Origin of the sequence: Rhodococcus sp. RS1C4, from assembly GCF_002258225.1 — a bacterium.
Taxonomy (GTDB): domain Bacteria; phylum Actinomycetota; class Actinomycetes; order Mycobacteriales; family Mycobacteriaceae; genus Rhodococcoides; species Rhodococcoides fascians_E.
Map to the genome: position 1 here is coordinate 313,528 of NZ_NOXZ01000023.1, position 21,785 is coordinate 335,312.

Genomic DNA, 21,785 nt, shown 5'->3' on the forward strand with positions numbered 1-21,785 from the left:
TTGTGAATACCTCAGGTATTGAATACTCTAGGTATCGTGAACCGACAGGGTCAAGCAACGTGGGCGCCGACACAACGTCCCGGCCGCGAAAACGTGCGCGAACGACTGCTCGACGCCGCCGCCGACGAATTCACCGAGAACGGCTACGCCGCAGCCAAACTGCAGGACATCGCCCGCCGAGCCGGATTCACCAAGGGCGCCGTCTACTCCAACTTCGAATCCAAACAGGCACTCTTCGCGGAGTTGCTGTCCAAGAAGTCGATGGACCTCGCCACCCGCGTCATCGACACCGTCTCCGGCCTCGGCCCGGGCGACGCCGCAGGCAGAAGCGGCGACGCCATCGCCTCCTGGGTCGTCGACGAACCGCGCTGGCCACTGCTCGTCACCGAATACGGGATCCAAGCCGGCCGAGACCCCAGCCTCGCCGACGGATATCGACACGAACGCCGCCGACTCCGCGACGAACTCGAACGACTGATCGCCGAACGAGCCGACGACTGGGGCGTCGGCGCCGGAATCGACGCACGCCGCGTCGCAACATCACTGCTCGCCCTGATCTCCGGCCTCGCCGTCGAACACTCCGTCGACCCGGAAGAGATCGACCACGACGCCATCGGCGACGCCATCTCCGCCCTCTTCACCGGCGCAATCGCACGCGCCGCTCTCGAACGTTGAACCCGGGCATTCCGAAATCTCGCAGGCTCCACTCCTGATTGGAGCCGACAGGGATGGGTAACTACGACTCATGACTGCTCAAAATCCTGAACCCGACGACACTGCAGGCCTCGAGGCCGGCGGCGGCGTCACGCCGGGCGATACCCCTCCCGCCGAGACGGGAGTGAGCGGACCGCAGCACGAGCCCCCGCAGCGCAGCCTGGCCATGCCCGTTGTTGTTCTCGGTGTGATCGGACTGGTCGTCGTGATCGTCGTGCTTGCCTTCGTCGGCCGGACGCTGGATCTGTTCTAGCGCCGATAGAGCTTCAACCCAGAAGTCGAATCAACGATTCGACCAATTCGCCTCTCCAGCACAGCCATTCGTGACCGCCGTCGAACTCGGAGTATCGAACGTCGATGCCCCGAGTTCGCAGCATGTCCGCAATGCGCTCGTTGTTCGCCGGCATGTGCCCTTCGTGAATCCCCACCGTCATGTCCACGCGGAACGGCGAAACCGCCTGATCGGCAATCATGTCCGCGATGCGCCCACCCAGTGGGCCCTGCGTGTCGCCGTGCGGCATCTGCGGCCACCAGAAGGAGCCCGACTGGCTCGCCACCAGCGCGAACCGGTCCGGCCGGGTCAGTGCGGCGAACATTCCTGCCAGGCCGCCGTAGCTCTGCCCGGCGACAACAGTGCGCGTCGGATCGTCGGTGAACGGTGTGATGTCGGCCACCAGCGGCAGCAGCTCGTCGGTGATCGCTCGCCAGAAATCGGCGTTGCAGGGGAGTTCCCTACCCCGTGTGTCGTTGTCGATCGTGTGAACGAACACCAGGACAGCCGCGGGGAACTCGCCCGCCTCGGTGGCCAGGTCCAGAACCGGCGCGAGCGGATTGTCCTCCACCCAGCGCTCGCCGTCGAGAACGATCACCAGGGGGCGTCGTGCATCGACGTCTCCCGGGGTCCGGTGCACCCAGACCCGTCGGCTGTTACCGAGAACAGTGCTGTCCCAGACCAGTTCGTGCGGATCCTCGCCGGTCTTGTCCGCCTCGTGCCACCAGCGTTGGACGGGCGCATCCGGCATCTCGGCCAATGACGCCCGGTCCGTGCCCGACGCCGAGGACCGTCGTGGATTGAACTCGTCGGCCACCGCATGATCGAGAAGCCCGAGGAACCTCGATCGGACCCCCGCTACCGTGTCGGCTATCCCGGGCGGATCCACCTGCGCAACCAACTCCGCCGATGCGGGCACGAACCGGTAACTGCCGCGCCACGTCGATGCGACCTCGGTGGACCAGAACCAGATGCCGGTGTCGTCCAGTCGACGCATCGTCGTCAACTGCGCACTGTGATGGTCGGTCAACGAGCTCGCGTCGAAATACACGCGCGCCGGATCCGCGCCGCTGGAGTGCCTGTACAGAAAGCTGACCTGCACGCGACCGTCGGCCACGGCCGCGATTCGCGGAGTTCCCGCGCGCGAGACGCGTTTCCAGAACTCGGGCTCGGATCCGGCCTCCGCGAGCTGGAAGCGCACTGTCGTTTCCACATCAACTACCATCAGGCAAGCCTAACCTCAGATCGAAAGGTTCATTCCTCGTGCCCACCAGCCGTACCTTCACCCGCGCCGCGGCGGTACTGATCGCGTCGACGGTCGCCCTCGTCGGTTGCAGTTCGTCCGCCGACGACGCGGCCGAGAACTCCGAGACAACAGCAGTAGCGTCCTCCGACGGATCCTGGCCCCGAACGGTCGACACCGAACAGGGGCCGGTGGAGATTCCGGCGCAGCCGGAGAGAATTCTGTCCACGGCGGTCACCCTCACCGGCAGTCTGCTGGCGATCGATGCTCCCGTGGTCGCGAGCGGGGCGACGTCGCCGAACACCGACGTCGCCGACGGTCAGGGATTCTTCACGCAGTGGGGTGGCATCGCGGCCGAACGTGGCGTGAAACCGCTTCCCGCGACGGACATCGACGTCGAGCAGGTGATCGGTCAGAACCCGGACCTGATCGTCGTCTCCAAGACCGGTGCGGACTCGGCGATCGACCTGTACGACCAGTTGAGTGCAGTCGCGCCGACCATCGTCGTGGACTACGGCAACAACTCGTGGCAGGACGTCACCGAACTTCTCGGCGAAGCGACCGGCCACGAGGCGCAAGCGCAGGAGAAGATCGCGACGTTCGAGGATCTGGTGGCGTCTGCGAAGGCGGAGATGGCCTTGCCGCCGCAGCCGACCACGGCGTTGGTCTACAACGGCGCCGAGGGGTCCAACGTGTGGACGGAAGAATCCGCGCAGGGAAGTCTGTTGACCGAGCTGGGATTCACTCTCGCCGACATCCCCTCGGCCGCATTGGGTGACACGTCGATGGGTGCGCGCAAGGACATCGTCCAGATCTCGCCCGAGAACTACTCGCTCGCCTTGGCCGGGCAGACAGTCGTTCTCGTGACGGCCGACGACACCGACGTGGCCGAGTACCGAGCCGACCCCCTGCTCGCACAGACTCCCGCCGTGCAGCAACAGCACGTCTACGCCGTCGGACTGGACACGTTCCGGCTCGACTATTACAGCGCAACCAACTTCGTCGAGCGCCTGCAGGAAGAACTGTCCTGACGAGTGGCCGCCGTGCTGATCGTCCGAACGTCAGTACGGCGGCCAACCGTCCTCGGGGCCGAGTACGCGCTCGATGCGCGTGCGGTTGATCTTCGCCAGCTCGTCCCGCATGACCTTGCGTTCGGTCTCGTCGGAATTGTCGAGGCGATGCCCCAGGTCGACGAGCACGGCGCGGGGGTCGAGACGGAAGGAATCGTCACCGAGCATCGTCGAGCACACGATGTAGCCGTAACCGAACCTTTCGATGTACATGCGGCACGCGTCGATGAACACACTCTGCGTCGCCGGATCCATCCCAGCGCACGTACGTCCGACAGGCCGGAGCGTCGACGCCAGGTAGTCCACGTCTGCGTCGGACAGCTCCGCAAGTTCTGCATCCGCCCGCGCGAACAACTCGGAGTACGACCCGTACGGCCGCGCGTCGGCGACTCGTGATGCCCACGTGTGCGAACAGCTGCACTCGTACAGCGCGTGCACCGCTTTGCGACGCGGCAGATCGTTGAACGTCTCGAGCCCGAGTCCCTGGTGCATCATCATGAAGAAATCATGAGCCGCCGACGATGCGAACTCCAGGCCTGAGCAGGGTCTTAGCCCAGGCGTAACGCGGCGTAACACGGTGCTGCACTTCCAGCCCTCCCGACCCGAGCCCCTGCGCCGTTCGGAACGGTGCGGGGTCGTCGGTGTCGTTTCGTTCGTGGGGTGTGGGTCAGCATGTGCAGGGTGAGTGGAGGACGAGCAAACTGCTGTTGCTGCGACCTACGCCGACAGCCGAGGTGGGCTGCCCCAGGCTTGTTACTCTCGGGTTCATGACGGAACGGAACTGGAACGCATTCTCGGTCGAGATTTCCGACCATATCGCGTCGGTGACGCTGCTCGGGCCGGGTAAGGGCAACGCGATGGGCCCCGATTTCTGGAGCGAGTGCCCGCGGTTGTTCGCCGAGTTGGACGCCGACGACGAGGTGCGCGCGGTTCTGCTCACCGGATCCGGCAAGAACTTCACGTACGGCCTCGATCTGGCTGCCATGGGCGGGGAGTTCGCGCCGCTGATGGCGGACAAGGCGCTCGCGGGTCCGCGCACCACCTTCCACGACACCATCAAGCGCATGCAGCTGGCCTCGAACGCCGTCGTCGACTGCCGCAAGCCCGTCGTCGCGGCGGTGCACGGCTGGTGCATCGGCGGCGGCCTCGACCTGATCAGCGCCGCCGACATTCGCTACGCCAGTGCCGATGCCAAGTTCAGTGTTCGTGAGGTGAAGGTCGCGATCGTCGCGGACATGGGTTCGCTTGCACGTCTACCCGCGATCATCGGCGACGGACATCTGCGTGAGCTCGCGCTCACCGGCAAGGACATCGACGCCGCTCGTGCGGAGAAGATCGGGCTCGTGAACGACGTCTTCGACGATCAGGACGCGTTGCTCGCAGGCGCTCGGGCGACCGCGGCGGAGATCGCCGCCAACCCTCCGCTCGTCGTACACGGGATCAAGACGGTCCTCGACCATTCGCGGTCCGCCGCCGTCGACGACAGTCTCCGCTACGTTGCGGCCTGGAACGCAGCGTTCCTGGCGTCGAACGACCTCACCGAGGCCATCACCTCCGTGTTCGAGAAACGGCCGGCGAACTTCAGTGGCAGCTGACATGAGCGGTACCGCCGACATCGATACCGCCGAGGAACTGGGCACTCAGCTCGTCCGACTGCAGCGCATTCGCGAGCGCAAGTTGGCTCAGATGTCCGTCGAGTCCGGTGGAGTGGAAGGCGCAGCGTTCGTGTGCCTCTTCCGGCTGCTGCGCGACGGGCCGATGCGATCGAGTGAGCTTGCGACTCTGGTGAACTCGGACCCGTCGACCGTGAGTCGGCAGGTTGCGCAGCTGGTGGAGCACGGCCACGTACAGCGAGTGCGTGACGAGAAGGACGGCCGTGCGTACGTTCTCGCGGTCACCGAGACCGGCCGCAGCGTCGCCGACCGGATGCACCGTAAGCGCACCGACAGCCTCGGGCTGGTACTGGCCGATTGGACTCAGGAGGATCGAGTTGCGCTCGTCGACCTGCTGGACCGGTTCCTGACCGACTACGAGCGAGTCAGGCCCGACGCGCCCTCCGGCCGCGACTGAACGAGTCGATCGCTCGGAGACATCGAATCCCGGGCACGCTGACCACAAGGGAGGACGCGGTGCTGGACGGCAAACGACGGTGGTTCCCGCGTACCTTCCGTCCGCACTCAGGCTCCGCCCCGGCGGATCGACTCGAGCGCAGGGTCGGTCTCGGTATCGCGGTTCTCGTTCCCGTGTTCGCCGTCATCGGCGCCGTGGTGATGCTCTCGGACGAAGGCCCGTCGTCGGATCTCCGGCGCATTCTGTGTGGTGCCGTGCTGCTCTCGACTCTTCCGGTCGGGGGGTGGTGGTGGGTGCACGGCCGCGAAGTCGTGCGCATGCCGGGATGGTTCGTCGTCTACGCCGACGTGGGCGTGGCCACCGTTCTGTTCACGTTCGCCGAGCGTGGGCTAGCGCTGTACGCGACCGTGTTGTTCGCCGTGATCGGCATCTACATCGCGTACTTCTCGTCCACCACGGTTCTACGGCTGCATTCTCTCTTCGTCAGCGCGGTGATCGTGGTCCTGGCCGTCGGCACCTACATCGAGGGAGTGCACGACGCCGCGTCCGTCGTGGCCCAGGCGCTCGTCGCCCTGGTCGTGGTCAACTCCGTGATCGTGTTCCGAGCCGTCATCAAAGCTCAGTTGGAACTCGCGGTCACCGACTCGCTCACCGGGTTGCTGAATCGACGCGGATTCGAAGTTCGGATCGAACGACTGCTCACCGAGTCCGGCGACGGGGACGACGTCGCAGTGTTCGTCGTCGATCTCGATCGGTTCAAGTCCGTCAACGACAGTCGCGGCCACGCAGCGGGAGACCGGGTGCTGAGGTCGACGGCGCACCGTCTCGAAGCCGTCGTGCCCGACGAGTCCTGCGTCGCCCGCACCGGTGGTGAAGAGTTCACGGCTGCGGTACGAGTGACCAGGTCGCAGGCGCCCGAAGTCGCGGGCATGATCCTCGAATCTCTGCACGAGCCCGCCGACGAAGTGTCGATCACGGGAAGCGTCGGAGCCGCCGTCGTGTCCGTCGATCGGTGGAAGAGCCTGCAGCCACAGGATGCGTCGGCGATGATCCATTCAGCCCTGCTGAAGGCCGACGCCGCCATGTACGAGGCGAAACGGTCGGGCGGCAATCAGGTGCGTGTGTTCGACAAGTGAACAGCCCACGTCAAGTGAACAGCCCATGCCAAGCAGACAGCCCACGTCCCGCGGGCCCCTGTCGAGGCATGCGGAACGTGGGCCGAGCCGTCAGCGCAGTGCGCTCTTCGGGTCGTTCCAGAGCTGATCGGTGAAATCTTCGAGTGCGACGAGCACCAGGTTGTCCTCCGCACGCCGAAGGATCGACTTGCTGGCCCGGACCTGAACAACGTCACCGGTCTTGTCGGTCATGCGCCACAGTGAGTCGGCGCGGGTGGCGACGGTCGTCAGGAACATGTCCGCGACGTTGACGCCCTCGGGCGCCTGGTCGGGGAAGATGTCGTGCAGGTGGAAGTCCGCGGGCTCGGACCGGTCGGTGCCGAAGAGCTCGTCGAACGCCTCGTTGGCGAACACGATCGCGCCACTGGGGTCGACGGCCAGAATCGGCACCGGGATCCGGTCGAGAACGACCGTGACGGGAAGATCGGGAAACTGTGCCGGATCGGAAATGGCTCTCGATTCCGAATTACGACGCTCGCCTGTCGTGTTGCTGTCGGTCATGTTTCTCCCCACCTGATGCTTTGCCTGGTTTACGTTGCTCGAAGTTCTCTCTTCACCCCACGATGGCCGAGCATCGTGTGTCAGTGCTCCGGATTGTCCGCCAAACGTTTGAACGATGCAGCGATTTCCGCTTCTGCCTCGGCGCGCCCCACCCAGTCGGCTGCGGTGACGTGCTTGTTCGGCTCGAGGTCCTTGTAGTGAACGAAGAAGTGCTTGATGGCGTCCAGCTCGAACGTCGACACGTCGGACAGGTCCTGGATGTGATCCCAGCGCTTGTCGCCTGCGGGAACGCACAGCACCTTGTCGTCGCCGCCCGCCTCGTCGACCATCTTGAACATCGCCACCGGGCGTGCCTCGACGATGACGCCGGGGAACACCGATTCCGGGAGCAGAACGAACGCGTCCAACGGATCGCCGTCCTCGCCGAGGGTGCCTTCGATGAAGCCGTAGTCGGCCGGGTATGCCATCGCCGTGTAGAGGTAGCGGTCAAGCCGAACGCGACCCGACTTGTGGTCGACCTCGTACTTGTTGCGCTGACCCTTGGGGATCTCGATGGTGACGTCGAACGACACGTGCACGCCCTCGCTCTTCTTCTACGTTGGGTGCGCCCGAAGTGACGCACGATGGTGGCGGCGCAAGCGTACCGGACAGGGCGATAGTGTTGAGGGACTGTCGCCGAGCCGTTGTGAGCAGAAATGCGTCCTGGGGGACACATTTCTGCTCACATGGCGGAATTGAACTGACGGAGGAATGGTGGCGGGGTTGACCAAGCGTTCTCTCGGCCCGACGGCGGGGCGCAAGCGCCGACGGACCAGAGTCCTGCTCGTGCTGGGCGTGATCGTGGCCCTGGCCGCGGGCGGAACCGCGGTCGCCGCGATCGTTCCCGGCATCTCGGGCGACGAGTCGCAGGCCGCGTCCGCACCCGAACCGGATCCGATCCAGCTCGATCCGGCGTTCACCCCGGTCTCCGATGCTGCAGTCGCGCCCACCGCAGCAGGCGTGGCGGCCGCCCTGGCGCCGGTCGTCGGAGTGGACGCACTCGGCGCGTTCACCGGAGTCGTCGCCGACGCGGTCAGCGGCGATGTTCTGTGGTCCTCCGGCGGCGACACCCCCATGACTCCTGCGTCCACGACGAAGGTGCTGACCGCGGCCGCGGCGATGCTGTCCATGCCGTCGAACCACCGAGTGACCACGCGGGTGGTCAAGGGGCAGAACGACGGCGAGATCGTGATCGTCGCCGCGGGCGACCCGACCATCACCGCCCAGCCGAAGGGAAGCCCCGGCTTCTATCCGGGAGCGGCACGGATCGACGATCTCGTGGAGCAGATCCAGCGTTCGGGTGTGCCCGTCGACCGCATCGTCGTCGACACCTCGATCTACTCCGGCCCGACGATGGCGCAGGGATGGTTCGATCCGGACGTTGCCGCCGGTTACATCACGCCCATCGAACCGATCATGATCGACGGAGGCAGGTCGGTACCGCTCGAGGACGAGTCGCCCCGCAGTGCCCAGCCTGCCCTCGACGCCGGTCGCGCGCTTGCCCGTGGGCTCGGGATCGACCAGGCGCGCGTCACGATCGGAACGGCGCAGGACGGAGCCGACCAGGTTGCCAGTGTGCAGTCGGCGCCACTGCGTGAGCGACTCGGTCAGATGATGGGCCGGTCCGACAACGTCCTCGCCGAAGCCATCGGACGCGAGATCGCGATCGAGACGAACACGTCGGCGTCGTTCACCGGGGCGGTGGACTCGATCGGGCAGGCGCTGTTCTCGGCGGGCTACGACCTCACCGGAATGACACTGCACGACGCGTCCGGCCTGTCCGTCGACGACCGCATACCCGCCCGAATCCTCGATCAGATCCTGACGTCCGCCGCCGGTACCGAGCGCGAAGAGCTTCGCCCGATGCTCGACTACCTGCCGGTCGCCGGTTCCACCGGAACCCTGTCCGACCGGTACGCGAGCGACGACCGCATCGGAGCCGGATGGGTCAGGGCGAAAACTGGCACACTGTCAGCAGCAAGCGCTCTCGCCGGATACGTCGTCGACGTCGACGGAAGGGCACTCACGTTCGCTCTGATGTCCAACGACCGACCGCCGGAGATTTCACGGCCGGCACTGGACGCAGTGGCGTCGACACTCAGGATGTGTGGTTGCCGGTGACCCGCTCGAACACGGATTCACAGCGCGAGGACGACACCCAGGCTCCCGGCGGGATCGGGGCGTCCATCGACTGGGCGTTGGCGTCGAAGACCGGCGCCAAACTCGCCCCGAAGCCTCCGTCGACGTCCCGGTACACCGCCGATGCCATCGTCGCCGAACTCGCCGAGGCGTCCGTTCGTGCCGAGGGTCCGGTTCGTGACACCACCGGTCTGGCCGACGGCCTTGCGGTGCCGCAGGCGCAGATCGTCGACCGCGCGGGCTGGATCGAGGCCGCCGCCGCGTCGATGAAGCACCTGACCGGGGAGGCGGACACCGAGCCGTCCGGCCTGCTCGGTGGCAAGCCCGCGGGATTGCAGGCGGGGGCGATGCTCGCGTTTCTGTCGAGCGCCATTCTGGGACAGTATGATCCGTTCACGGGTGAGAACGGAACGCTGCTTCTCGTCGCGCCCAACATCATTGCCGTCGAACGCGCACTTCGAGTGTCGCCCAGTGACTTTCGCCTGTGGGTCTGCCTCCACGAAGTGACTCACCGCGTGCAGTTCTCGTCGGCGCCGTGGCTGGGCGAGTACATGCGCAGCAACGTGGCCCTGCTCTCCGACGGCGTCGACGAGCCGGTGAGCGAAGTCGCGTCCCGGCTCACCGCTGCGCTCAAGAACCGCAAGGGATCGGACAAGGCCGAGGACGCCGGAATCGTCGGGCTGCTCCGCGCGACGCAGCCGGCGCAGACGCGCGACGCGATCGATCGTCTACTGGTGCTCGGCACCCTCCTCGAAGGCCACGCCGACCACGTCATGGACGCAGTCGGGCCCGCGGTCGTCCCGTCCGTCGCCCAGATCCGCAGTGCGTTCGACGGTCGTCGGAGACGAAAGCAGAACCCTCTCCAGCGAGTAGTTCGGGCGCTGCTCGGCGTGGACGCGAAGATGGCGCAGTACGTGCGCGGCAAGGCCTTCGTCGACCACGTCGTCGGCGCAGTCGGGATGGAGCGGTTCAACACGATCTGGACCGACGGTGACACGTTGCCGCTGCTCCCCGAGATCGAGGACCCGGACCGGTGGATCGCGCGCGTCCTCGGCTGAGTCGGTGCGACCAGGCGCAGCCGGTGCTGCTTCCCGAGGAACCGGCGATTCTGGGCGTCCGGCATGCCGTCCGCTCGTGGTCGGCCGATCATGGCGGGGGACCCGTCGCCGTTGCCCTGTCCGGTGGCGCGGATTCGCTGGCCCTGACCGCAGCCGCAGTCGCCGAGGTACCGGATGTTCTCGCCCTCGTCGTCGATCACGGTCTGCAGCAAGGATCCGCCGCCGTCGCGGCTGCGGCGGCAGCGCAGGCCGTGGCCTTCGGATGCAGTGATGCGGTGGTCCTGACGGTCGACGTCGGAAATTGCGGTGGGATGGAGGCGGCCGCCCGGCGCGCCCGGTACGACGCGTTGGGCGACGCGCGTGCAGGCAGGCCGGTTCTGGTCGCGCACACGCTCGACGATCAGGCCGAGACCGTGCTGCTCGGCCTGGGTCGGGGATCCGGTCCGCGTTCGATCGCCGGAATGCAGGCGTGGGACGACCCGTGGGGACGTCCGCTGCTGGGCGTGCGTCGATCCGTGACCCGTCAGGCGTGCCGCGAACTCGGCGTCGTCCCGTTCGAGGACCCGCACAACACCGACGCTGCGTTCACCAGGGTCCGGCTCCGGCACGAAGTCCTGCCGCTGCTCGACGACGTCCTCGGCGGCGCTGTCGCGGAGGCCCTCGGCCGGACGGCCGCGCAGATACGGGAGGACGCGCAGGTTCTCGACGACCTGGCCGCCGAGCTGCTCGACCTCGCGCGCGACGGTGACGCGGTTCTGGTGACGATGCTCACCGAGCGCCCTGCTGCGCTTCGTCGACGAGCACTGCGGCTGTGGCTGTTGGAGCGCGGCGCGAAAGGACTGTCGGACAAACAGTTACGGCTCGTCGACGATCTCGTGGGTGCGTGGCGCGGGCAAGGGGGAGTCGCAGTGAGCGGTGCGCCGACGGGTGCGAGGTTGGTGGTGGGGCGCCGACATGGCAGGCTGAACGCAGAGCTCGAATGGAACTGAATCCGACCACGAGAAACACCTGAAGGGACCCGGCGTGTACGAGGGCGACATCGAATCGATTCTCATCTCGGAAGAGCAGATCAGAGACCGCACCGCCGAGCTGGCCGAGACCATCGCGAAGCGGTACCCGGTGGATGCGCCGGAGGGTGATCTGTTGTTGGTCGGTGTGCTCAAGGGCGCCATCATGTTCATGACGGACTTCGCGCGTGCCCTCCCCATTCCGACGCAGCTGGAGTTCATGGCCGTCAGTTCGTACGGATCGTCCACGTCGTCCTCGGGCGTCGTGCGGATCCTGAAGGACCTGGACCGCGACATCAACGGCAGGCACGTGCTCATCGTCGAGGACATCATCGACTCGGGCCTCACGCTGTCCTGGCTCAAGCGCAACCTCGCGACGCGCAACCCGGCGTCCCTGTCGGTGGTGACGTTGCTGCGTAAGCCCGACGCCATCAAGGTCGACGTCGAGGTCTCCGATGTCGGCTTCGACATCCCCAACGAGTTCGTCGTCGGGTACGGCCTGGACTACAACGAGCGGTACCGGGACCTGCCGTACATCGGGACGCTCGCACCGCACGTCTACAGCTGATTCGTCGGCTTTCGCGACACCACTCGACGTAGCGCACCGAGGTCGAGCTCCACCGACCGGAAGATCGCGTACGACGCCACGAAGGCGGCGATGCCCCCGATGCACACCACGCGCACGACGTCGAGGACGCCGGGGATGTCCGACGCCGGAACGAACGTGAGACCGGCGACGGCAACCAGCGGGATGGCGGCGGCGACCGTCAGGTAGCCGACGCTTCGACGGCTCAGTGCGTCGAGCAGCGCGTGATCCCTGTCGCCTGCGCTTCCGTACGGAAGAAGTGACGGGTACAGGCATCGGACGGTGAACAGCGACACCAGGAAGAACGGATAGGCCGTCGCCATCGCGCCGCAGACCACCAGTGACGCGATGAAATGGACGTACGCCTGACCCGGTACCGATCCGGCGGCGATCTGCAGGGACACCGGAAACGCAATTCCGGCACATATCCACAGTCCGAGGCACACCGCCACGACCCTGCCCGCCGCACGAAGGGTGTCTGCCCGAGCCTGCGCCAGTCGGTCGTCGGACACGTCGCGCCCGCCGCGCAGGGCGGCCGGAACCGCCAGGACATGTCGGAAGAAGTAGACGATGAGGGCGAGCCCGATCGGCCAGAACAAACCGTTGATCACCACCGTGACGGTCTCGAATCTGTCCTGCGCCACCGGGACCAGATCGCCGATGATGAGCGCCTTGTTGTGCTGGTAGTTGTAGACGGCCGCCGTCACGTTGGGGATCCCGATGGCGGCGGTCATCACCGGCACCGTGAACGATCGAAGCCGGGCGCGAGCACTCGTCGGCGGCGGGTCGACCAGAGCACGCGCACGACGATCCAGGCACAGATCCAACTGTTGGGCCACGTCGTGACCGCCCGGCAGGCGCTGGTCGATGTCGGCGGACAGGCAGGTCAGCAGTACGCGACGCAACGTGGCCGGACAGTCCGCAGACAGCGACGCCTGCGCGGCCGCCGTCACGCCGTCCTCACGGGCAGTCAGCAGCGCGTCGATCACCGTGCGGTCTCCGTCGACGTTCGCCGCCGCTGCGTCGTCGAACGGTTTGCTGCCGGTGAGCAACTCCCACAACACGACACCGAGGGAATACAGGTCGCTGCGGGTGTCGAGTTGGTCGGCACGTCCCGGTCGCGACGGGTGACACGCCTCCAGCTGTTCCGGGGACATGTAGGACAGGGATCCGCCGAAGTAGGCGACGGGGCTGTCACCGTCGACCTGGTCGGAGAATCCGATGTTGAAATCGGCGAGTTTGGGCACGCCTTCGGCGGTGAGCAGAATGTTTGCCGGTTTGATGTCGCGGTGCAGAATTCCGTGCTCGCCGGCGTAGTGCAGCGCGTCCGCGAGTCGCCGCCCAAGCCACGCGACGGTCTCCGGCCACGAGAGGGTCGAAATGTGTTCGCGGATGGACGAATCCGTCGGAACCACGCTTCCTCGCGATTCGAGTGCGGCGTCGACGGTGTCCAGCAGCAGCTGACCGCTGCGCGATTCGACCGGGCAGGCACGCACCCGACGAAGAAGATCGAGAAGTGTCCCGCCTGGCAGATACTGCATGTACAGCAGACGCAGCCCTCGACCGGGAAGTATCCGTTGGTCGAAGACTCGGACGATGTAGTCGTGATCGAGCTGGGCGAGCATCTGCGGCTCGCTGCCGTGGTTCGAGGAGATCTTCACCGCGACGATTCGCCGCATCGAACGTTGCCGGGCCAGGAACACGCGGGCGAACGCGCCGCGGCCGAGGCCCATCAGCAGATCGAAATCGTCGACGCGATCACCCGCGTCGAGATCCTCCAACTCGTCCGAAGATCCGGGGTGTGTCGGCGCCGCCCCCGGTCTCGTGTCCTGGGATCTCGTGTCCTGGGGGCTTGTGTCCTGCGAGATCGTCTTCTGTGGTCCCGTCGCGTCCAGGTCGGGGGACTGCATCTCGGTGTTCTCGCCGCTGCCGATGTTCAACAACCGAGCCAACGCGTCCTCGTGCGCCGGATACTCGCGCACGTACTGGGCGGGCGTCACCGAATCCCCGCTCTGGCGGCGGATGCAGAACTCCTCGTAGACCAGGTCGACCGGAAGTGATCCCACGTCGAAATCGGTCAGGATCGAGCGGAAATCAGCGCAGTACTCGGCCAGCCGCTTCGGTCGATGCGCCCGCAGCCACCGCTCCTGAAGGTCGACGGCGATCAACTGCATCAGACACCGGCGCCGGATCGACTCCGAATCGGGGAGATAATCCGCCAGGTCCGGCACCACCGACCCGCCCTCGGCCCGAGCGGTACGCCAATCCCGGCGCAACCTGCGTTCTGCGTCTCCCGGTACCAGCCGGGCAGCGGCAACCGTCCGGACGGCGTCCGCACTGGCCGGAACGTCGTTCGCGAAGGCACTGACTCCATCCGAGCCGGGCTGCACGGACCAACGATAGACCCGAAGTTGCCCAAGCACTGCTGGTATTTTTTCGTGACCGGCACGGGGAACCGGAAAGGCGTGATGCGCGTTGGATGGGGGAGAATCGTGATACATCCGTCGGGCGAACGGCGTGGGGGATGTATCGCCGGGTTACCGCACCACGAGTACGCCGCGGCCGCTCGCGGTAACCTGGGGCATCCGGTGCTCGAGCTGAACCAGCAGAGTGGCCCGGTAACTGGAACTGGAAAGGACGAGGCCGTCTCGGCTGAAGCTGTATGAATCGGAAGACAGTTATACGGAACCTGGCCATCGTGTTTGCGATACTGCTGGCGATTTTCGCTTTCAGCTACTTCGGAAACGACACGAGGGACTGGAAGTCCGTCGACACGTCGGTGGCCATCGCCCAGCTCGACGACAACAACGTCGAGAAGGCCCAGATCGACGACCGCGAGCAGCAGGTCCGCCTCACCCTGAAGAACGGCAACGACGCCACCGAGAACGAAACGCAGATCATCGCGAAGTACCCGGACTCGGCGTCGCAGACCATCTTCGACAAGGTCAGCGCGGACGGCCTCGAAAGCTACAACACCGTCGTCAGCCAGGACAGCTGGGTGTCGTCGCTGCTGCTGTTCGTTCTTCCGATGCTGATTCTGCTCGGTGTCTTCATCTTCATCATGAGTCGCATGCAGGGCGGTGGCCGCGGCGGCGTCATGGGCTTCGGCAAGTCGAAGGCCAAGCAACTCAGCAAGGACATGCCCAAGACGACGTTCCAGGACGTCGCAGGTGCCGACGAGGCAGTCGAAGAGCTGTACGAGATCAAGGATTTCCTGCAGAACCCGGCTCGCTACCAGTCGCTCGGCGCGAAGATTCCGCGCGGCGTGCTGCTGTACGGCCCTCCCGGAACCGGCAAGACACTGCTGGCACGCGCCGTCGCCGGTGAAGCAGGCGTTCCGTTCTTCACCATCTCCGGCTCGGACTTCGTCGAGATGTTCGTCGGTGTCGGCGCTTCCCGTGTCCGCGATCTGTTCGAGCAGGCCAAGCAGAACAGCCCGTGCATCATCTTCGTCGACGAGATCGACGCCGTCGGTCGTCAGCGTGGCGCAGGCATGGGTGGTGGCCACGACGAGCGTGAGCAGACCCTCAACCAGCTTCTCGTCGAGATGGACGGCTTCGGCGAGCGCACCGGCGTCATTCTGATCGCCGCGACCAACCGGCCCGACATCCTCGACCCGGCGCTGCTGCGACCAGGCCGTTTCGACCGCCAGATACCGGTCGGTGCTCCGGACCTGGCCGGTCGACGTGCGATCCTCGCGGTGCATTCCGCCGGCAAGCCAGTCGCTCAGGACGCCGATCTGGAAGGTCTCGCCAAGCGGACCGTCGGAATGTCCGGCGCGGACCTTGCCAACGTCATCAACGAGGCCGCTCTGCTCACCGCCCGTGAGAACGGCACCGTCATCACCGAGGCCGCGCTGGAGGAATCCGTCGACCGCGTGGTCGGAGGGCCGCGCCGCAAGAGCCGGATCATCAGCGAGCACGAGAAGAAGATCACCGCGTACCACGAGGGTGGCCACACCCTCGCGGCGTGGGCGATGCCGGACATCGAGCCCGTCTACAAGGTCACCATCCTCGCCCGCGGTCGGACGGGTGGTCACGCGATGACCGTCCCCGAGGACGACAAGGGCCTGATGACCAGGTCGGAAATGATCGCGCGGCTCGTGATGGCGATGGGTGGCCGCGCGGCCGAGGAGCTCGTGTTCCACGAGCCGACGACAGGCGCATCCTCGGACATCGACCAGGCGACCAAGATCGCTCGCGCGATGGTGACCGAGTACGGCATGAGCAGCAAGCTCGGAGCAGTTCGCTACGGGCAGGAACAGGGCGATCCGTTCCTCGGCCGCTCGATGGGTGTGCAGTCGGACTTCTCGCACGAGGTCGCCCGCGAGATCGACGAGGAGGTGCGCAAGCTCATCGAAGCCGCGCACACCGAGGCGTGGGCCATTCTCAACGAGTACCGCGACGTGCTGGACACGCTCGCGACCGAACTGTTGGAGCGCGAGACGCTGACCCGCAAGGATCTCGAGAAGATCTTCACGGGCGTCACCAAGCGGCCGCGGATCACACTGTTCAACGACTTCGGCGAGCGCATCCCGTCCGACAAGCCCCCGGTGAAGACGCCGGGTGAGCTCGCGATCGAACGCGGCGAGCCGTGGCCTCCGCCGCCCATCGCGCCCAAGGTCGTTCCGCCGCAACAGTTCCCGCAGCCCAGCTACGCAGGCTCCCCGCAGCTGACCAAGTCCGGTCAGGACGGCTACAACGGTCAGGACGGGTACAACGGCGGCAGGCCGGGAGCGCACACCAACGGTGCCCCGGCCAACGGTTCCCAGCACAACGGTGGCCCGGTCAACGGTGGCCCGGTGCACGGTGGTCCTGCGAACGGTGGTCCCGCGAACGGTGGTCCCGCGAACGGCGGCACACCGTACGGCAGTGCCCCGTACAACGGTGGATCGCGCGGAGGCCAGCACTCCGGTGGTGCCGACGCCACGGGCAGCCACCCGGGCAACGGCAACTATCCGGGCGGGAACTACACCGGTGGCGGTGCTTACAACGGTGGCGGCAGCTACCGCAACCCCGAGACTCCGCGATCGCGTCCGGATTACGGCGCACCTGCCGGCTGGTCGGCACCGGGCTGGCCCCCGCGTGACGCTTCCGGTCCCGGCGGCGGTCGCCCGGGTGAATCGGGTCCGCAGTTCCAGGCGCCGCCGACGTACCAGTCTCCTCAGTACCGTCCGCCTCAGTACCAGCCCCCGGAGTACCGCGAGCCAGGTAACGATGGCAGGTCCGGCACTCCGGATTCCGATGACGCGTCCGGCAGTCAGGGTTCGGCGGGCCAGGGTGGAGGCTCGGCCGCGTCGGGTCGGTACGGCGACCAGCGCCCGTCTCCTCAGTACCGCGACCCCGCCGGTTCGCAGTGGGATCCCCTGGGCGGATTGCCGCTCGGCGGTCCCGTGCCCCAGCGTCCGAACGAACAGCGTCCGAACGAACAGCGTCCTGATGCACCGCGTCCTGATGCACCGCATCCGGAGAACCAGCGTTCCGATGCGCCGGAGTCCGAGCACGGCGGCGACGAAGGTCCTCGCACGCAGCGGTGGGAAGGTCCCGGCGGGCACAGTTAGGTCAGTCGGGATCGGGCGATAGGCTTACGCGGCGCAATGAGTGGGCCTGCGGTTGTGAGCCGCGGGTGGACCGAAGGAAAGAGCACACGTGTCAGTCACGCGGATGGACGATGAGGGCGCCCCGGTTGCGCCGGACAACCTCGTCGCAGTTGCAACAGGGCGCACGTTCGACCAGCCGCGTGCCGAGGCCGCGGTCCGTGAGTTGCTGATCGCCGTCGGAGAAGATCCTGACCGTGCCGGCCTGCTCGACACCCCGGCGCGCGTGGCCCGTGCGTACAAGGAGATGTTCGGCGGGCTGTACACGGACCCGGATTCGGTGCTGAACACGACGTTCGACGAGGGCCATCAGGAACTCGTTCTGGTGCGAGGTATCCCGATGTTCTCGACGTGCGAGCATCACCTGGTCTCGTTCCACGGCGTCGCCCACGTCGGGTACATCCCCGGCAAGAGCGGCAAGGTGACCGGCCTGTCCAAGTTGGCCCGCGTCGTGGATCTCTACGCCAAGCGTCCGCAGGTGCAGGAGCGTCTGACCAGCCAGATCGCCGACGCCGTGATGCGCAAGCTCGACCCGCGCGGCGCCATCGTCGTGATCGAGGCGGAGCATCTGTGCATGGCCATGCGCGGCATTCGCAAGCCAGGAGCCAGTACGACCACGTCGGCCGTCCGCGGACTGTTCCAGTCGAGTGCAGCGTCTCGATCCGAGGCGTTGGATCTGATTCTGCGGAAATGACGTCTTTTCGGCCGTTTCGGCCCGGCGCCCATGTGGTGATGGGCGTTCTCAACGTCACGGCGGATTCGTTCTCCGACGGTGGTCGGTATCTCGACGTCGATGCTGCCGTCGCACACGGTGTTCAGCTGCACGCCATGGGTGTGGACATCGTCGACGTCGGCGGCGAATCGACGCGTCCGGGAGCGGAACGCATCGATCCGGAGGTCGAAGCCCGACGAGTGGTGCCGGTGATTGCCGCCCTCGGTGAGCAGGGCATCCCGACGAGCGTCGACACGATGCGCGCATCGGTTGCCGCCGCCGCGATCGAAGCAGGCGTCACCATCGTCAACGACGTGTCCGGTGGCAGGGCCGACCCGGACATGGCGTCGGTCGTCGCGGACGCAGGCGTGCCGTGGATCCTGATGCACTGGCGGAGCTCGGAGAACTATGCGCACTCCGGTGCGGCCGATCACTACGACGACGTCGTGGCGGACGTTCGACGCGAGCTGCTTCACCAGGTGGATCGCGCTGTCGCTGCCGGAGTCGACCGATCCAACATCGTGTTGGATCCCGGCCTCGGTTTCGCCAAGAACGCCCACCACAACTGGCAACTGCTCCACGCGATTCCCACGTTCGTGGAATTGGGAATGCCCGTCCTGATCGGGGCGTCGCGCAAACGCTTCCTCGGGTCGCTGTTGGCGCAGGACGGCGTCGACCGCCCGCCGGCCGGCCGTGAGGTCGCGACTGCCGTCGTATCGGCGCTCGCGGTGGCAGCAGGGGCATGGGGCGTACGCGTGCACGACGCCCGCTCCACGCTGGACGCGGTGGCCGTCGTCGACGCATGGGAGGCAAGCGCATGAAGGGCGAGCATCGGGTGAGCGACCGAATCGAGTTGCGCGGGTTGAAGGTTCGCGGACACCACGGAGTCTTCGACTTCGAGAAGCGCGACGGCCAGGACTTCGTCGTGGACATCACCGTCTGGATGGATCTGAAGCCGGCTGCCGCGTCCGACGACCTGACGGCAACGTTGCATTACGGCGAACTGGCCGAGGCCGCCGCCGCCATCGTGGCGGGCCCGCCCCGGGACCTGATCGAAACGGTTGCCGCCGAGATCGCAGATTCGGTCATGACCGATACCCGGGTCGACGCCGTCGAAGTGGTATTGCACAAGCCGTCGGCTCCGATTCCTCTGGAATTCGTCGATGTCGCCGTCGTCGCCCACCGAGTGCGCTCATGACGCAGGTCGTACTGTCGATCGGCAGCAACGTCGGTGATTCGCTCGCACACCTGCGGTCCGTCACCGACGATCTCGGACCGCGAGTGCGAGCGGTGTCGAAGGTCTACGTGTCAGCGCCGTGGGGTGGCATCGAACAGCAGGATTTTCTGAACGCGATCGTCGTCGCCGACGACCCGGAGCGCGGACCGTACGAGTGGCTGGAGTTCGCCAGGGAACGCGAAGCGAACGCCGAGCGGGTTCGTGAGGTGCGGTGGGGCCCTCGCAGCCTCGACGTGGACATCGTGGTGTGCCGATCGGATGCCGGCCAGGACGTCGTCGGAACCGATCCGCAGTTGTTGCTGCCGCATCCCCGTGCCCACGAGCGCGCGTTCGTCCTGCTCCCGTGGCTCGACGTGGAGCCCGACGCCACCCTCGCGGTCGGCACGGACGCCAGGCGCGTCGACGACTGGCTCGCAACGTTGAGCGCCGAGGAACGCAGTGGCGTCCGGGCGACCGACATGACACCCGTCTCCGCAGAAGAGCGTCGAGAGTAGACGCGCGCGGATGACCGAGATGAAACCGACACGGGTACGAGACCTCGTCTCCATCGCGCTGTTCGCAGCCGTCGCGATGTGGCTGCTGGTCAGGTCGTTCTACGGGATGCTTCCGCCGATGTCGGTGCTCGTCGGCGCATCGCTGTACCCGATCGCCATCGGTGAGCTGATCTTCGCGTTCGTGCTGCGGTCGCGAGTGGGGACCAGCCGGATCGGCGACGGACCACGCCACGTTCACCCCATCACCGCCGCTCGTGCCCTGGCCCTGGCGAAAGCGTCGGCGCTGGTGGGGTCGGCCGTGACGGGTATCTGGGCCGGTTTTCTCGTTCACATCCTGCCCCAGGCGTCGACCGTGCGAGCCGCGGCCGCCGACAGGCCGGGAGCCATCGTCGGGCTGCTTGCCGGTCTCGCACTCGTCGGTGCCGCGCTGTGGCTCGAACAGTGCTGTCGCACACCGGAGGATCGCGGAGACGATCCGCGCTGACTCGCGTGGGTCCCGTCACGTGGCCGAACCACCCAGCAGGCGCTGTGGCGATCCACAACCGAGGTTGACCGGTTCGTGGCGATTTGCCAGCTACCCTGGTTGCCATGACCGAACCGACTCGCGCAAAGGCCGCACGCCGTTCGCGGCGCAGTGCGAGCCAGTTGTTCATAGCCGCGTTGGTCGTCTTCGGAGTCGCGGCGAGTGTGCTGCTGCTGTTCAGCGAGAACGTCCAATGGTTGCGGGTGGGCCTCGTCTCCGCGTTGTGGGCGGCGATCGTGGGCGCGTTCGCGATGACGAAGTATCGACGCGAGGCCGCGGCGGATCAGACGAAGGCCAAGGACCTGCAAACGGTGTACGAGCTGCAACTCGCGCGGGAGATCTCCGCCCGGCGTGAGTACGAGCTGGGTGTCGAGGCGCGTGTGCGCAGCGAAGTGCAGCTCGAGACCAGTGAGGTCGCGGCCCTGCGGGCGGAACTCGCGCACCTGCGGGAGAACCTGCAGATGTTGTTCGACGGCAATCTCCCCACCGAGCGGGTAGCCCTCCGCGCCGAGGCGACGCGGGTGGCCGAGCTCGGCGGAGGCCGCAACTACGACGGGTACCAACCAGCGCCGTCGGGGTTGTACATCCCCGGGCGTACCGGTGCCAACGAGCCCGACTCGGCGCTCAGGGATCCGCGAGGCCAGCGGCCGAGCGCCCCGGTCTCGCCGGTTCAAGGAATCGCCAACCCGTACGACGAACCAGTGACCGCGGAAACGTCGGTGCTCTACCCCGACGTGCCGATCGGCAGCGAGGTCCCCCTCGGCTACACGCACGCTCCCACCTCCCAGGCTCCCGCGCCCCAGGCGTCCGGCGATGGAACTGCCGGTGGTGGAACTGCCGGTGGTGGAAGCCCGGTACAGCCCCGGCGAGGTGACGCGCGGGCTCCCGGCGGTGGCCGACGGGTCCCGACGCCTCCCCGCGCCTCCGCTGCGCCGTCGGCGTACCCGGAGCGATCCCCCGAAGTACCAGTCAAAGCCGAGTACGCAGACGTGGTGCACGACTCGCCGGCCGAGGTCGTTCCCGAGCCACAGTCGCAGCCCGAGCCCGAGCCCCAGCCCGAAGTTCGGCAGCATTCCGAGGCCGAGCCGCAGCCCGAGGTTCGGCAGGATCCCGAGCCCGAGAGCCCGTCCCAACATTGGGATCTTCCGGATCCCGAGCCGCGGTCACGGCGTCGGCGCCGGGCGGAACCCGAGGACGGGGACACCGCCGGAGCGCACTCCAACGGTCGTTCCGTCGCGGAGATCATGGCAGGACTGCAGTCGGGTTCCGGTGAGCCCACCGAACGCAGGCACCGTCGTCGCGCCGACTGACGCGATCGTGAACTAGATCACGTTGATGCGCCGTGGCCGG

The 21,785-nt window shown here is 66.6% G+C and carries 22 protein-coding genes; 17 read left to right on the top strand and 5 right to left on the bottom strand.

Features of this window, described 5'->3' with window-relative positions; genetic code table 11:
• Nucleotides 1–93 precede the first annotated feature (93 nt).
• Both CH289_RS12265 and CH289_RS12270 read left to right on the top strand, forming a co-directional pair.
• Entirely contained in the window at nucleotides 94–675 is a 582-nt protein-coding gene (locus CH289_RS12265; protein WP_094727978.1) for a TetR/AcrR family transcriptional regulator, read from the top strand.
• 70 nt (nucleotides 676–745) lie between these two features.
• Nucleotides 746–967 (top strand): DUF6480 family protein, encoded by a 222-nt coding sequence (locus CH289_RS12270; protein WP_094727979.1) that lies wholly within the window; start codon nucleotides 746–748, stop codon nucleotides 965–967.
• Between the two features lie 13 nt (nucleotides 968–980).
• Here CH289_RS12270 and fes read toward each other — a convergent pair whose 3' ends face one another.
• Nucleotides 981–2,210 (bottom strand): enterochelin esterase, encoded by a 1,230-nt coding sequence (gene fes / locus CH289_RS12275; RefSeq protein WP_256977167.1) that lies wholly within the window; start codon nucleotides 2,208–2,210, stop codon nucleotides 981–983.
• Nucleotides 2,211–2,248: 38 nt separating this feature from the next.
• Here fes and fepB point away from each other — a divergent pair, with 38 nt between their 5' ends.
• Nucleotides 2,249–3,259: a Fe2+-enterobactin ABC transporter substrate-binding protein gene (gene fepB, locus CH289_RS12280; protein WP_094709807.1), complete on the top strand. Its 1,011-nt coding sequence runs from the start codon at nucleotides 2,249–2,251 to the stop codon at nucleotides 3,257–3,259.
• Between the two features lie 30 nt (nucleotides 3,260–3,289).
• Here the strand turns inward: fepB and CH289_RS12285 are convergent, their stop codons facing one another.
• The gene (locus CH289_RS12285) at nucleotides 3,290–3,796 is read right to left on the bottom strand and encodes a 2-oxo-4-hydroxy-4-carboxy-5-ureidoimidazoline decarboxylase (protein ID WP_019663043.1); all 507 of its coding nucleotides are present in this window, start codon (nucleotides 3,794–3,796) and stop codon (nucleotides 3,290–3,292) included.
• A 269-nt stretch (nucleotides 3,797–4,065) separates the two neighbouring features.
• On the opposite strand from CH289_RS12285, the gene CH289_RS12290 reads away from it, so the two are divergent.
• From CH289_RS12290 to CH289_RS12300, 3 genes are read left to right on the top strand one after another with little or no spacing between them, the layout of a single operon-like run.
• Entirely contained in the window at nucleotides 4,066–4,893 is an 828-nt protein-coding gene (locus CH289_RS12290) for a crotonase/enoyl-CoA hydratase family protein (RefSeq protein WP_094727981.1), read from the top strand.
• Between the two features lies 1 nt (nucleotide 4,894).
• Entirely contained in the window at nucleotides 4,895–5,368 is a 474-nt protein-coding gene (locus tag CH289_RS12295) for a MarR family winged helix-turn-helix transcriptional regulator (RefSeq protein ID WP_230594322.1), read from the top strand.
• A 59-nt stretch (nucleotides 5,369–5,427) separates the two neighbouring features.
• On the top strand, nucleotides 5,428–6,504 hold the full coding sequence (locus CH289_RS12300; protein ID WP_094709813.1) for a GGDEF domain-containing protein: 1,077 nt from the start codon (nucleotides 5,428–5,430) through the stop codon (nucleotides 6,502–6,504).
• A gap of 90 nt (nucleotides 6,505–6,594) precedes the next feature.
• Here CH289_RS12300 and CH289_RS12305 read toward each other — a convergent pair whose 3' ends face one another.
• Both CH289_RS12305 and CH289_RS12310 read right to left on the bottom strand, forming a co-directional pair.
• Nucleotides 6,595–7,044 (bottom strand): PAS domain-containing protein, encoded by a 450-nt coding sequence (locus CH289_RS12305; RefSeq protein WP_019663047.1) that lies wholly within the window; start codon nucleotides 7,042–7,044, stop codon nucleotides 6,595–6,597.
• Nucleotides 7,045–7,124: 80 nt separating this feature from the next.
• On the bottom strand, nucleotides 7,125–7,616 hold the full coding sequence (locus tag CH289_RS12310) for an inorganic diphosphatase (RefSeq protein WP_026347416.1): 492 nt from the start codon (nucleotides 7,614–7,616) through the stop codon (nucleotides 7,125–7,127).
• 178 nt (nucleotides 7,617–7,794) lie between these two features.
• Here CH289_RS12310 and dacB point away from each other — a divergent pair, with 178 nt between their 5' ends.
• From dacB to hpt, 4 genes are read left to right on the top strand one after another with little or no spacing between them, the layout of a single operon-like run.
• A complete protein-coding gene (dacB, locus tag CH289_RS12315) occupies nucleotides 7,795–9,204 on the top strand; it encodes a D-alanyl-D-alanine carboxypeptidase/D-alanyl-D-alanine endopeptidase (protein ID WP_020110923.1) in 1,410 nt (469 codons plus the stop codon).
• A gap of 53 nt (nucleotides 9,205–9,257) precedes the next feature.
• Entirely contained in the window at nucleotides 9,258–10,280 is a 1,023-nt protein-coding gene (locus CH289_RS12320) for a zinc-dependent metalloprotease (RefSeq protein ID WP_256977185.1), read from the top strand.
• A complete protein-coding gene (tilS, locus tag CH289_RS12325) occupies nucleotides 10,256–11,269 on the top strand; it encodes a tRNA lysidine(34) synthetase TilS (protein WP_094727983.1) in 1,014 nt (337 codons plus the stop codon). Before CH289_RS12320 ends, tilS begins: the two co-directional genes overlap by 25 nt.
• A 34-nt stretch (nucleotides 11,270–11,303) precedes the next feature.
• Entirely contained in the window at nucleotides 11,304–11,855 is a 552-nt protein-coding gene (gene hpt / locus CH289_RS12330; protein WP_019663052.1) for a hypoxanthine phosphoribosyltransferase, read from the top strand.
• On the opposite strand, the gene CH289_RS12335 is transcribed toward hpt, so the two are convergent.
• Entirely contained in the window at nucleotides 11,846–14,263 is a 2,418-nt protein-coding gene (locus CH289_RS12335) for a serine/threonine-protein kinase (protein WP_094727984.1), read from the bottom strand. The genes hpt and CH289_RS12335 overlap by 10 nt on opposite strands.
• Nucleotides 14,264–14,535: 272 nt before the next feature.
• Between CH289_RS12335 and ftsH the strand changes: the two genes are divergently transcribed.
• From ftsH to CH289_RS12370, 7 genes are all read left to right on the top strand, one after another.
• Nucleotides 14,536–17,433, top strand: a complete 2,898-nt coding sequence (gene ftsH, locus CH289_RS12340) for an ATP-dependent zinc metalloprotease FtsH (RefSeq protein WP_094727985.1) — start codon at nucleotides 14,536–14,538, stop codon at nucleotides 17,431–17,433.
• A 103-nt stretch (nucleotides 17,434–17,536) separates the two neighbouring features.
• Nucleotides 17,537–18,163, top strand: coding sequence for a GTP cyclohydrolase I FolE (gene folE / locus CH289_RS12345; protein WP_019663055.1), 627 nt, complete (start codon nucleotides 17,537–17,539; stop codon nucleotides 18,161–18,163).
• Nucleotides 18,160–19,002, top strand: a complete 843-nt coding sequence (gene folP, locus CH289_RS12350; protein ID WP_026347420.1) for a dihydropteroate synthase — start codon at nucleotides 18,160–18,162, stop codon at nucleotides 19,000–19,002. Before folE ends, folP begins: the two co-directional genes overlap by 4 nt.
• A gap of 14 nt (nucleotides 19,003–19,016) precedes the next feature.
• Nucleotides 19,017–19,379, top strand: a complete 363-nt coding sequence (folB, locus tag CH289_RS12355) for a dihydroneopterin aldolase (RefSeq protein ID WP_026347421.1) — start codon at nucleotides 19,017–19,019, stop codon at nucleotides 19,377–19,379.
• On the top strand, nucleotides 19,376–19,912 hold the full coding sequence (folK, locus tag CH289_RS12360; RefSeq protein WP_019663058.1) for a 2-amino-4-hydroxy-6-hydroxymethyldihydropteridine diphosphokinase: 537 nt from the start codon (nucleotides 19,376–19,378) through the stop codon (nucleotides 19,910–19,912). The genes folB and folK overlap by 4 nt, the downstream gene beginning before the upstream one ends.
• Before the next feature lie 19 nt (nucleotides 19,913–19,931).
• Nucleotides 19,932–20,396: a DUF3180 domain-containing protein gene (locus CH289_RS12365; protein ID WP_179275297.1), complete on the top strand. Its 465-nt coding sequence runs from the start codon at nucleotides 19,932–19,934 to the stop codon at nucleotides 20,394–20,396.
• Between the two features lie 104 nt (nucleotides 20,397–20,500).
• Entirely contained in the window at nucleotides 20,501–21,745 is a 1,245-nt protein-coding gene (locus CH289_RS12370; protein WP_094727986.1) for a DUF6779 domain-containing protein, read from the top strand.
• Nucleotides 21,746–21,785 lie beyond the last annotated feature (40 nt).